General features: G+C 42.8%; 12 protein-coding genes and 1 tRNA gene. 7 read left to right on the forward strand and 6 right to left on the reverse strand.

Going from position 1 to position 12,560, the window contains the following annotated elements:
* Positions 1-18: 18 nt before the first annotated feature.
* Both DV702_RS15745 and DV702_RS15750 read right to left on the reverse strand, forming a co-directional pair.
* Entirely contained in the window at positions 19-474 is a 456-nt protein-coding gene (locus DV702_RS15745) for a YusW family protein (RefSeq protein ID WP_114925610.1), read from the reverse strand.
* Positions 475-576: 102 nt separating this feature from the next.
* Complete coding sequence (locus DV702_RS15750) at positions 577-1,593, reverse strand: DUF2804 domain-containing protein (RefSeq protein ID WP_114925611.1); 1,017 nt, start codon at positions 1,591-1,593, stop codon at positions 577-579.
* A 73-nt stretch (positions 1,594-1,666) separates the two neighbouring features.
* On the opposite strand from DV702_RS15750, the gene DV702_RS15755 reads away from it, so the two are divergent.
* From DV702_RS15755 to DV702_RS15765, 3 genes are all read left to right on the forward strand, one after another.
* Positions 1,667-1,739: transfer RNA gene (locus DV702_RS15755), tRNA-Ala, on the forward strand.
* Between the two features lie 188 nt (positions 1,740-1,927).
* Positions 1,928-2,413 (forward strand): amidase domain-containing protein, encoded by a 486-nt coding sequence (locus DV702_RS15760; protein WP_114925612.1) that lies wholly within the window; start codon positions 1,928-1,930, stop codon positions 2,411-2,413.
* A 109-nt stretch (positions 2,414-2,522) separates the two neighbouring features.
* Positions 2,523-3,107, forward strand: coding sequence for a nitroreductase family protein (locus tag DV702_RS15765; protein ID WP_114925613.1), 585 nt, complete (start codon positions 2,523-2,525; stop codon positions 3,105-3,107).
* 63 nt (positions 3,108-3,170) lie between these two features.
* Here DV702_RS15765 and DV702_RS16955 read toward each other — a convergent pair whose 3' ends face one another.
* Together DV702_RS16955 and DV702_RS15775 are read right to left on the reverse strand one after the other, a co-directional pair.
* Positions 3,171-3,476 (reverse strand): hypothetical protein, encoded by a 306-nt coding sequence (locus DV702_RS16955; protein WP_162805840.1) that lies wholly within the window; start codon positions 3,474-3,476, stop codon positions 3,171-3,173.
* A 59-nt stretch (positions 3,477-3,535) separates the two neighbouring features.
* Positions 3,536-4,918: a dipeptidase gene (locus DV702_RS15775; RefSeq protein ID WP_114925614.1), complete on the reverse strand. Its 1,383-nt coding sequence runs from the start codon at positions 4,916-4,918 to the stop codon at positions 3,536-3,538.
* A gap of 222 nt (positions 4,919-5,140) precedes the next feature.
* Between DV702_RS15775 and DV702_RS15780 the strand changes: the two genes are divergently transcribed.
* Positions 5,141-6,391 carry a hemolysin family protein gene (locus DV702_RS15780; protein ID WP_240315646.1) on the forward strand — a complete coding sequence of 417 codons (1,251 nt, stop codon included), beginning with the start codon at positions 5,141-5,143 and terminating at the stop codon, positions 6,389-6,391.
* A gap of 113 nt (positions 6,392-6,504) precedes the next feature.
* Entirely contained in the window at positions 6,505-7,050 is a 546-nt protein-coding gene (locus DV702_RS15785; protein WP_114925616.1) for an RNA polymerase sigma factor, read from the forward strand.
* Between the two features lie 1,308 nt (positions 7,051-8,358).
* Here DV702_RS15785 and DV702_RS15790 read toward each other — a convergent pair.
* The gene (locus DV702_RS15790; protein ID WP_114925617.1) at positions 8,359-8,547 is read right to left on the reverse strand and encodes an SE1832 family protein; all 189 of its coding nucleotides are present in this window, start codon (positions 8,545-8,547) and stop codon (positions 8,359-8,361) included.
* A 12-nt stretch (positions 8,548-8,559) separates the two neighbouring features.
* Positions 8,560-9,618 carry a hypothetical protein gene (locus tag DV702_RS15795; protein WP_114925618.1) on the reverse strand — a complete coding sequence of 353 codons (1,059 nt, stop codon included), beginning with the start codon at positions 9,616-9,618 and terminating at the stop codon, positions 8,560-8,562.
* A 111-nt stretch (positions 9,619-9,729) separates the two neighbouring features.
* Here DV702_RS15795 and DV702_RS15800 point away from each other — a divergent pair, with 111 nt between their 5' ends.
* Positions 9,730-11,667 carry a cation:proton antiporter gene (locus DV702_RS15800; protein WP_114925619.1) on the forward strand — a complete coding sequence of 646 codons (1,938 nt, stop codon included), beginning with the start codon at positions 9,730-9,732 and terminating at the stop codon, positions 11,665-11,667.
* 234 nt (positions 11,668-11,901) lie between these two features.
* Complete coding sequence (locus DV702_RS15805; RefSeq protein WP_162805841.1) at positions 11,902-12,468, forward strand: hypothetical protein; 567 nt, start codon at positions 11,902-11,904, stop codon at positions 12,466-12,468.
* Positions 12,469-12,560: the final 92 nt, after the last annotated feature.

Raw genomic sequence — 12,560 nt, forward strand, 5'->3', positions numbered from 1 at the left:
GCATTTCTTTCGTAAGCATTACTTTTTCTCATCAATCGTTAACGTTTGATCATCTGTAAATATAACGTCCAGATCGAACTCATCGTAATCATCCAAGCCATACCATTGAAGAATTTTGTCAATTGCTTGTTCTTGAGTCGTATCGCTATCTAACAAAACTTCCAAAAACATAGGGTGCATGCTGTCGATCGCTTCATTCCCTTTTTTATCTACTTCCTGGAACTCATTTACATATTCCGCATCATCCGGTTTTACATCTTCGTAATCTACTTCGATTTTCTTTCCATCTTTTTTGATCGTCAAATCAAAATCAGTGAATCCATAGCCATCCCCAGTATTAATAGTGCTACCGTCTTGTTCATCTTGAATTCCCGTAGCTTCGTTATTATCTGGTGGATCCTCTTTTTGGGAACAGCCGCCAATGACTAACAGTGAAGAAACGCCGATAATTGATAACATCTTATAAAATGACATATGCTACATCCTTTCTATTATGCGTAGTACTTATATTATCACCTAAAAAACCATGCACTAAACCACCTACGCATCAGTAAAACAGTCTGTAGTTGTATATAATTATAAATATCTGCGCTCTAAAATGGATCCCAGCATTTGTCGAATCGGTAATATTTGACCATTCGGCAATCGGATTTTCCCATGATAATAGCCGACGATTTGATTCACATACATTTTACGCATGAAGTAATGCTCTAGCGTTTGATTTTGGAAAAAAGGTTTGAATACTAATGAAATATCATCAGAAAACTTTGTATTCACACTCCATGAACTCAGCAAATCGTCGGTAGAATGCGTAAACAAGACGTCTTCATGAAATTTATACATCGTTCCTTCCACAAATACTGCATTTTCGGTCAGACCTGTGCCGTCTGTCCAGCTTCCCCCTAAGTTCAACCCCACTCGTTTGCCGCTCGTCCGCTGCGATGCCATCGCCCATTCCCATTTCGCCATTTTAGTCCAAACACCACGTCCGAAATCATATACGGCAAAGCTATAATATGGATTAAAATCATATCGACGATCACCGACAATAACAAAGCCCCCTGTAGGCAAAATAGTGTGTTTCGATGTATAGTGGAAGGATTCCCTGCTCCTTGGCACGACTACATTAAGAGATTCATCTTTCTCAGGATGAATGATGTGTAAATCGGCATGTAGCCTTTCATTATCAAAGTCGGGGATAGTTACAGTTAAATGAGTTTCTCCTTGCATATAAATAATCTGAAGAGTGATCTCGTCATGAATGAATTTAACACTTTCCAGCGGCTCGTGGGGCATGTGAACGCGTCTCCCTAAAGGAATCGACACATACTTTTCATAAAATCGCTGCGTTTCATAATTCAATATGTAAATAAGACAAATAGCTTTATAATCCAAATGAACGATGGTTGCAGAAAATAATAAATCTTCTCCATAGATGCACCAATGGTTCCAACGTTTCTTTTTCATAAACTGTCCTTTTAAATTGCTGACGACTAGTGGATTATGTGAAAAACCGATGGATTCAGGATTTAGAAGCCCCTTAGCATCACATAGCGGTACCGTTTCATGTAATTGTTTTTCTTCATGCTGCATCTGTCACACCGCCTTTCTTGCCTATTGTCTTTTGTTTAAACAGTTGATATACTCTATATTGTATCAGAAGTACGGGGCATTAGCTCAGCTGGGAGAGCGTCGCGCTGGCAGTGCGAAGGTCAGGGGTTCGAGCCCCCTATGCTCCATAACAATACGTGCGGTAACTGCTGAAGTTCTTACAGCAGTTACCGCTTTTTACTGCCAACTTTATATTAATATACCCTTTATATTGTATTCATAAAACCAATGTGTGACATGCTTCAGTCGGATAATTCATGAAAAGTACTAATTCAGCCTCTTGTTTCATCATATAGTTTGGCAAGGGGGGATTTTTTTGTACGATCGACAAGCAGCCGTACGTTATGCAAATAAGTGGTGGAATGGTAGAAATCCGGCATTTCCTATAGTAGACGATGATTGTACGAACTATGTTTCACAGTGCTTATTAGCGGGCGGTGCACCAATGCATGGCTTTCCTAATCGAGAAAAGGGGTGGTGGTTGCGAAAAGGGACGTGGAGCTTCAGCTTTACAGTCGCTCATTCATTGCGTTGGTATTTGGCTACGTCGACAAAAGGACTGACAGCCACACAAGTCGGTTCACCGGAAGAATTACAAATCGGTGATGTCATCGCCTACGATTTTCAAGGAGATGGCCGTTTTGATCATACAACGATCGTTACAGCAAAAGACGGCAACATGCCTTTAGTTAATGCCCATACTTATAATGCGTACCAAAGGACATGGGATTACAAGGATTCCTATGCCTATTCACCTAGTGCGACGTATATATTCTTTAAAATAAACGACTATTTCTCCTAATGCGAACCTAGCCGTTCGAAGTGTTTTCGTATCACCTCTAGCAACTACCCATCAAGTTAGGGTATACTTAGAACCAAATATAGTACAGACGCAAAGGAGAAGGTTGAGTGTGAATCAACAAGCATTATCGGTAAGAGAGGCCATCGTCACACGGCGCTCGATAAAAAACTTTAATGGTCAACCGATCGAACCTGAAATCATACCAGAGATTATAGAAGATGCTGTATGGGCGCCAAACCACGGAAACCGCAATCCTTGGCGCATGATCGTAGCTGCAGATGAGCAATATGAGCAACTTCTCGAAGTATTGAAGGAATTCGGAGTAGCAAACTGGAAGCAACTTTCCGATGAAGATCTAGACAAGCAAATGAAAAAGTTCACATCTGCTAGTGCAGCTATTTTCATCATCGTACCTGAAGATGCACGCCAAAAAGAGCGTTTAGAAGATTACGCAGCGGCCAGTATGCTAATCCAAAATATTCAATTACTCGCATGGGATAGAGGAGTAGGCACATGCTGGAAAACTCCGCCTTTCCTAGACAATCCAAAATTCCGCGAACGTTTAGAAGTACAACCTGGCGAACGCATCATCAGCATGTTGCAATTCGGCTATTTCGATACATTGCCTAAAGCCGCTCCACGTAAAACAAACGAAGAAATCATTACGTATTTCGGAGCAAGCGAAGAAGAATGAAAAACAGGCTATTCCACGTGATGTGGAATAGCCTGTTTTTTTGGTTGTTATTGTAGGATGAAACTATGCGCTCATAGAATGTGTCGCTCCGCTCATAGAACAGGTCGCTCCGCTCATAGAACAGGTCGCTCCGCTCATAGAACAAGCCGCTCCGCTCATAGAACAAGTCGCTCCGCTCATAGAACAAGTCGCTCCGCTCATAGAACAAGTCGCTCCGCTCATAGAACAAGTCGCTCCGCTCATAGAACAGGTCACCGCGCTCATAGAACAGGTCGCTCCGCTCATAGAACAGGTCACTGCGCTCATAGAACAGGTCGCTCCGCTCATAGAACAAGCCGCTCCGCTCATAGAACAGGTCACCGCGCTCATAGAACAGCCGCCGCGCTCATAGCCCAAACCGCTCCGCTCATAGAAAAAATTCTTCCCACTCACATGCCGAGTTTTTCAATTTCTCCATAATAACTTCCGATTACACGCAAGCCTTTATCGAAGTTTTCCAAATGAAAATGTTCATTTGGTGCATGGAAGTTTTCAGTGTCTAAACCGAAGCCCATCAATACAACCGGCAAATGTAAAATTTCATCAAAAGCTGCGACGATAGGAATGGAACCACCGCCTCGCGTGTAGACAGTAGGCACACCATACACTTGCTCGTATGCTCGTCCGGCAGCTTGAATCACTTCATGGTCGTACGGCGTCAAGTAAGGCTTTCCTTTATCAAATTCCGTCACAGTCACTTCGCAGCCGACAGGTTCGTGTGCGGCGATGTGTGCGCGTAGTTTGGCCACGATCTCATCAGGGTTTTGATCTGGGACTAGGCGACATGTAATTTTGGCGCCTGCTTCTGACGGCAACACAGTCTTAATACCTTCACCTGAAAACCCACCAAACACGCCATTGACCTCTAATGTCGGTCGAGCCCACGTACGTTCAGTGTAAGTATAGCCAGGCTCTCCCGCGAGTTCCTTAACACCGACTTCTTGCTTCACCGCTTCTTTGTCAAAATCAAGAGCTGCCCAAGCCGAACGCTCTTCTTCTGTTAAGTCTCTCACTTCATCATAAAAACCATCAACCGCAATCGTGCCTTCTTCATCGCGGAATGAAGCTAGAATCTCCACCAATGCATGAATGGGATTTTGTACCCCGCCACCATACAAGCCCGAATGAAGATCACCTTTTGGACCTTTTACATCAATTTGTACCCCTGCCAAACCACGTAAACCATAGCAAATCGCCGGTTGTCCAGGTGCGTACATACCCGTATCCGATATGACAATCAAATCAGCCGCAAGTTTTTCTTGATTGGAAAGAATATACTCTTCCAAACTCGGGCTACCGATTTCTTCTTCACCTTCAATGATCAGTTTAACATTCACCGGAAGTTTGCCGTCTAAGTTCATTAACGCTTCAATTGCTTTGATGTGCATGAACACTTGCCCTTTATCATCGCTGGCTCCTCGCGCATATAATTTATTATCACGAATGGAAGCTTCGAACGGTGGAGTCTCCCATAGATGAAGGGGATCGACTGGTTGTACATCGTAATGTCCATAAATTAAAATGGTCGGTTGATTTTCCGCATGAAGCCAGTCTGCGTACACAACCGGTTGACCCGCCGTTTTATCTATAGACACATGTTCCAGCCCTGTTTTCTTAAACATTGTAGCTAACCAATCCGCCGCTCTTTGCATGTCTGTCTGATGTTCAGAAAGTGCACTGATACTCGGAATGGCCAAAAAATCTTTCAGCTCATCCAAATGACGTTCTCTATTCTCTTCGAAGTATTGATCCAATGCGTGTAATGTAGTCATCTACAAATCCCTCTTTCTTTAGAAATTTTACTTTTCCACAGTATAGCAGAAATCTTAGATATCATAAGGTTTCGACACTTATGAAGAAGGGAATCCTTTTGTTAATATTGTGCTGAGGAGACAACTGAAGTTAACGGATTATCTATTATTTGTGTTATACTAATTGAATCAGAAAACGTGAATGTAATGAAAAATACATTGGAAACGCTGGGGGAGACGCAATTGTTTATTGCACTGGGACTTTGTTTATTCTTGTCCTTTTTTTTATCGGGAAGTGAAACAGCCTTAACCGCCGTCAATCGAATGAAAATTCAGTTGCGCGCAGATCAAGGAGACGCGAAATCGATTAAGTTACGCCAATTAATCTCGAAACCGGATCGAATGATTACGGCCATTTTAATCGGAAACAATATCGCAAATATTTTAATGCCGACAATTGTAACGATGATTGCGATTGATAAAGGGTTAAGCATTGGATTATTGACAGGAATTTTAACAGTCATTTTAATTATATTTGGTGAAGTTTTACCAAAAACGATCGCAGCGACATTTGCAGATCGGATAGCCTACATCGTGGCTCCACCAATTAATGTGCTTGTTAAATTACTTATTCCGTTAACCGCTATTTTGGCATTGTTCACGAACTTCTTCGTTCGCTTAATTTCAAAAGGTGCGGTGACAGAAGCGACGTTGACTAAAGAAGATGTCCGGTCAATGGTAGATATTGCATCTACTGAAGGGACGTTCGGTCAAGACGAATCCATTCGGTTAAAAGGCGTATTGGATTTCAGAGATAAAGACGTGATGGATGTAATGGAAACGCATCGTACGGACATTATTTCTTTATCGATGGACTCAACATATGAAGATGTGCGAGATGTCGTGCTACAATATTTTTATACACGCTACCCAGTATACGAGGAAAGTATAGACAAAGTGGTCGGTATTTTTTATTCGAAAATGCTAATTGAATGGTCGATGCATCCGGAAAAAAAGTTTTCGGAAATGATAGACCGTCAGCCGTTATTTGTTGTGCAGACAGCGAGTGTGGAGTTGGTATTTAAGCGCATGCTGGCACAAAAAAAGCATATGGCTATTGTATTAGATGAATATGGCGGAACATTGGGAATTGTAACGCAAGAGGATATTATTGAAGAAATGATCGGTCAAGATATAGAGGATGAAACAGACGTAGCTGAAGAGTCGATGGTTTTTGAGAAAGATGAAAATCTTTTAATTTGTCAGGGACGACTTGAAATCGAAGACGTCATTGAACTATTGGATATCGAATTACCGACTGATCATGACACCATTGGCGGATTTGTTTTCCAAGAAGTAGGGCACATTCCCGAAGAAGGTGAATGGTTCAAATATAATTCGTTGTTATTTGAGATTGAAGAGATGGATAGAACACGTATTTTGCGTTTGAAGATTACAAAACAGCAGGAGCAGACAGAAGCCATCGAAGCATAAAGCATGTCAAGTAACCTTACATAAATGTAAGGTTACTGAAAGAGAAAGCGATAGTTTGTAATAGACGTGTCGGGCATAATAAAGGTAACAGTTATCAATGGAGGGTACCTATTATGAATTCTGACTTGAACGCATTATATGAAGAGTATGGTCGTTATCTATATCATTTATGTCTTAAATTGACTCGAAATAAAGAAGAAGCTGAAGATTTGATGCAAGACGTTTGGGTGAAAGTTGTTCGATACAGTGGTGAAATGAGTGAAGTGAATCGTATGAAAGCGTGGCTTACTACGATTTGTATGAACACGTTCCGCGATCGTTACCGTAAAAACGTTCGTCACAGTCAATACGTGATGAATCAGCCTGATACATTAGACGTTCCGATTTTAGATTTGGTTCCCAGTAATGCAAAAACTCCTATGGAATTGATTGAACAAAGTGATATTCAGTCGCTTGTTCAGGAGAAGATTGGTGAGTTGGACGGAATTTATCGGAAGACGATCGAGTATTTTTACGTGAATCAGTATTCGTTGGTGGAAATTGCAAGTTTGATGAGTGTGTCGATCGGCACAGTGAAATCTCGTTTGTTCCGGGCGAAGAAGTATTTGAAAGAATTACTTGTACAGGACGAAGCAACACAAGAATATGTCATGGCCTAAGCTCACTGAATGTGGGCTTTTTTCGTGGAAGAATGTTGAAGGTGATCGGTTCATTGTAGTCACTGCGGCGCTGGCGGATGGCTCCCGTAAAGAGCCAGAGCGGAAGATCGCCTCTCTGTCTCTTTACTTCGCCTACCGCTTGTGAGGCGCCTTCGTTTAGTGAGGATAGGTATAAATCGTAGTTCACTGTAGTTTGTGAAAGATTTGGGCTAGTGTAAGACTACCTAGTGTCGTTTCTGATGTTGAAGGCGATCGGTTCATTGTAGTCACTGCGGCGCTGGCGGATGGCTCCCGCAAAGAGCCAGAGCGGAAGATCGCCTCTCTGTCTCTTTGCTTCGCCTACCGCTTGTGAGGCGCCTTCGTTTAGTGAGGATAGTTACTAAATTGTAGTTCACTGTAGTTTGTGAAAGATTTGGGCTAGTGCAGGACTACCTGATGTCGTTTCTGATGTTGAAGGCGATCGGTTCATTGTAGTCACTGCGGCGCTGGCGGATGGCTCCCGCAAAGAGCCAGAGCGGAAGATCGCCTCTCTGTCTCTTTGCTTCGCCTACCGCTTGTGAGGCGCCTTCGTTTAGTGAGGATAGATATAAATCGTAGTTCACTGTAGTTTGTGAAAGATTTGGGCTAGTGTAAGACTACCTAGTGTCGTTTTTGAATTTTGAAGGTGATCAGTTCACTGAATTCACTGCGGCGCTGGCGGATGGCTCCCGCGATGAGCCAGAAAAGAAGATCGCTTTTCCGTCTCGTCGCTCCGCCTACCGCTTGTGAGGCGCCTTCGTTTAGTGAGGATAGGTATAAATTGTAGTTCACTGTAGTCGATAACTATCTTTTTACTTAATATGGTCACCACACTTTATAACCTGTCCGTACTAGCGAAGAAGCAACTGCGGGGTCAGCCGAAGCTATGAGCCAACTAGCGTCTAAGCTAGCTGGCTCATAGTGAAAGGTAATCCCCCACGCGCCGAAACGGCTACAGAAAGCAGAACCCTCACTAAATCTAGAACCCGAAACAAAATCGTGTCACGTTCAAACACAAACTACTTTCACAAAGTAAAGAAACCAACACTGTACTTACCAGCGAAGAAGCAACTGCGGGGTCAGCCGAAGCTATGAGACAACTAGCAGCTAAGCTAGCTGGCTCATAGCGAAAGGCCATCCCCCACGCGCCGAAGCGGCTACAGAAAGCAGAACCCTCACCAACTCCAGAACCGAAAAAAGTGTCGCGTCACGACCCAACACCCCCTACCTTCACAAATTCGACTCATGAAAAAAGCAACCTCTGTCCGTAGACGAAGGTTGCTTCATAGATCACTCAGTCATAGCCGCCAGCTGCTTATTCAACTCAGCCAAACGCTCTTCCATCCTAGCCAAACGACGCTCAGCATTTTCAATCATCTTATGATGCCCCGTAGACTCCAACTTCTCCATATCACCCTGCAAATTAATATAATCCATCTTCAATTCCAAGATTTCCTGCTCCAACTGATCCTTGTTCATTCAAGAAAACCCCTATCTGCGATTTTCTTTTAGTGTAACATATCCTGCCGGTTGACGTTTTGGAAATTCAAGCAAATAACGAATGACTTCCAACACCTTGTCCCCGCCGTCACCCATCGGTAACTTCAACTGACGCCGCACCGCGCGATCTTTCCTCGCTTCATGCAACAGCGGCTCCATAATGGCATTCAATAAATTCGACTGTGTAACTTTACGTCCCAGACCGAGATGAATGAACCCGTTCCTTTCAGTAGGAAATCCTAAGTTTGATTCGAATTCATTTTGGGCAAGTACTATACAAGGAACTCCGATCGTCGCTATTTCATAAGGTGTATAAGCAGCATCGCATAACACCATATCTGCTTCTGCAAAAAGAGCTAAGCGATTGTCGGGCGCATGCAAAATTTTTGTATTTCTACGACTCAATGCCATCAGCTGGAGCTCGCTCTTATCATGCGCGTAATTTGAACCGACAATCACCGAAACAGTTAAAGGGATTTGCAACTGCTTTACATGTCTCAGTGCACGAAATGTTAAGTTGCCCGGATCTTCATCGCCAAACGAAATGACGAGATGTGGGGTATGGGAGAATGGCTTATCCTGAATTCCTGCCCGGCGATACGGTTGCAATGCAGGATCCACTATAAACGTCTCAAAACCTGCGATGTAATGATCGGGAAGGGGGTCATGTGTTTCGGCATACAACGTTTGAATGACCCAGTCTGCTTGTCGGCCGCCATCTCCAAAATCATCAAAATGTAAAATGCTAGGTATAAGTTCCGTTAACTTAGACATTTCCTCTTTGTGCGTAGAGCCGGTATCCCGAAGTAATACGTCGGGCTGCAGACGTGTAACTAGTTGGATAAGAGAAGAGGGGCCGTCTATTTCGTAGCACGTGAAATCGGCAGTCGGTGCAACTGTTTCGGAATTATGGAAAAAAATGATTTCTGCTTCTGTTGTCAATGAATGAGCTAGTTGCAGTGCGCGTCGTAAAGGATAATTTCCTTTGCTGTCAGTTATAGAAAGATACATGATAATTTTTTTTTGGACTTGTTGTTCGATTGGAACCACCCTTTCTGTACTTGCTTCGTTCCTCTTACCCTATGAAAAAGAGGAATAGTTTATTACAATGAGAAGCGAGTATAGAAGATTCGAGTGTACACGGCGGAAGGAGGGGATCGCATGTTTGATTCATTAGTGATGGATTTGATGTTAGTTGTCTTAATTGGGGTAGGGTCACAATGGGTGGCATGGCGTACGAGGATGCCTGCAATTGTTGTGATGGCCATTGCTGGTTTATTAGTCGGTCCGATTTTCGGCTTGATTAATCCACAGCAGTCGATGGGGGAGTTGTACGGACCCATCATTACATTTGCGGTAGCTATTATTTTATTTGAAGGAAGTTTGAACCTTGATTTTAAAGAAATTAAAGGGTTTGGCCGGCCGGTAGCGCGAATTGTGACGATCGGTGCGTTCATTGCGTGGATTGCGGGCTCCTTGGCAGCACATTTTATTGCCGGACTTTCATTGGAAGTCGCCTTTATTATTGGAGGTTTGTTCATCGTAACCGGTCCAACGGTTATTTTGCCGTTATTGCGACAAGCTCGATTGAAACCCCGGGCGGCGGCTATTTTAAAGTGGGAAGGAATCGTTGTCGATCCATTTGGCGCGTTGCTCGCTGTATTTGCATTTGAAGTAATAAAATTTATTAATGACGAAGTAACAGCGAAGGCGATGACACTGTTCATCGGCGCCTCCTTATTCTCGGTTTTACTCGGATGGGGAACGAGCCGAATTTTGGGCAATGCCTTTGAAAAAGGAAAAATCCCTGAATATTTGAAAGCACCGATATTATTCGGTTCTGTATTGTTCGTCTTCGTGTTATCCGATGAAATTATGCACGAGACCGGTTTACTGGCTGTGACAGCGATGGGGATGACGATGGCGAATATGTCGTTGACTACATTGCAAGATATCCGACACTTCAAAGAGAATATTTCGGTCTTATTAATTTCTGGAATATTTGTCATGTTGACGGCTTCTTTGGATCCGCATATATTGATTGAAATAGTCAACCCGAAAATTATGATGTATGTCCTGGCGATGTTGTTTATCGTCCGTCCATTGTCTATTTGGGTTTCCACCATTGGAACAGATTTGACGGTAAAAGAGAAGACGTTAATCGGCTGGATCGCTCCACGTGGAATCGTAGCTTTGACGGTATCGGGATACTTTGCGACGATTTTATTGGAAACGGGCTATAAAGATGCGGAACTGCTGACAGCTTTAACGTTTGCGCTCGTATTTTCTACTGTAGTCGTGCACGGATTCTCTATTGGCTGGTTGGCAAAAAAATTAAATTTAGCGACACCAAAAGAATCGGGTGTTGTACTCATTGGGAGTTCTCGCTTCGTAGCAGAGTTGGCTAAATCGATTACTGAAGCAGGCCATAAAGTATTAATTATGGATGATTCATGGGGTGGTCTGTCGAACGCACGGAAGCTCGGAATTCCTACGTATATGGGGGATATTTTATCGGAGCATACAGGGTATCATCTAGATTTAACTCCTTACCGTTATATAGCAGCGATGACTAAAATGGATTCTTACAACTCTCATGTGTGTGCAGACTTTACACCGGACTTAGGACGGGATTTACTGTTCCAAACGTCGACGCATAAGCGAGGGAAAGGTCAGCAGTTTAATTTGTCAACAGGTCAAATTTTATTCACACCGAATGTATCGATCCATGAGTTAGATGAACGTGTGAGTGCAGGATATGTATTCCGCAAAACGCTGCTCACAAAACAGTACAGTTATACACAATATTTACGTGAACGCGATGACAAATCGGTATTGCTATATATCATACGCGCGAATGGCGAAATGGAATTCTATACAGCAGAGAAAGAACTTCAAGCACAAACAGGCGATACAATCGTTGCACTGTCTACGTTAAATAAAACAATTGAGCGGACGATTGACCGTTTGGAAGAGAAGAACGGCAAAATGGCGATAAAAAAAGAAATCGTTGAAACGAAATTTTTAGAAGATCCACCTTTTGCAAAGCCAGAAATTCCTGGTGAAGCCCCTCCGAAGATCGATAAAATGATAGAGTAATGAATAAAACAAGCATGGAGGGATAGCTCTTCCTGCTTGTTTTTTTAAAACGTTTGAAACATATAGAAATAGGGTAGTAATAGTACACGTATATGAACGGAATTGGAATGAAAAACAAAGAAACTAGGTAAGATGTTATATAAGATGCTAAACAAAACGATCTTTAGAAGGATTGGTTAGCTACCAAGCTTTACGTAAAATAAATAGTATAGAAAATATCCAATGGAGGTGGGTATGATGAATGCAGTTATGGGATTCGCAAGCGCAGCCGAACAGCTTCAGCGAGTAGAAACTATTCGAAGGAGAAATGCTGAATCAACGTACGGCCGCCAGACGGAATTTCTAGAACAAAGTCAAAAAACTAAAGCGGATTTAGAGGCTTTATTGCGTGGAGAAGTACCGCATAAAGAAGCCGCACAGCCTAAAGTGGATTTTCAAAAGCTCGATGCAGGACAAGTGCGCAACATCGCCATTCCACTGGGCAATAACTTAGAAGAAACGATAGATCTGTGGAAAGACGTTCGACGAGAGGCCTATTCCATAGCAGAGCCCACTACTGCGGACTATCAATTAGGCAGTAAAGCATCAGCTAAAATTACGGAAGCTGAACTCCAACTGGCACTACATAATCGCGCTAAAGCAATCCGTGAACTTATGTCATCCAGTGTGAGTCTAACACCAACAGACGGAAACCGTATACAAACCCACTATAAAGAAGCATTCAACGCTTACGCTGTTCAGAACGAGGCGAGAAACAATCAGTATCAAATAGATTTTCCGCAAATGAACGTCAGTGTGTAAAATCGTTCATTCCAACTATCGTTATGTTCAGCCCGTTTCTATTAAAGAAATGGGCTTTTTGTTGTACAATAAATGAATATTCATAAAGAAAG

It is taken from the genome of Sporosarcina sp. PTS2304, from assembly GCF_003351785.1.
Classification (GTDB): domain Bacteria; phylum Bacillota; class Bacilli; order Bacillales_A; family Planococcaceae; genus Sporosarcina.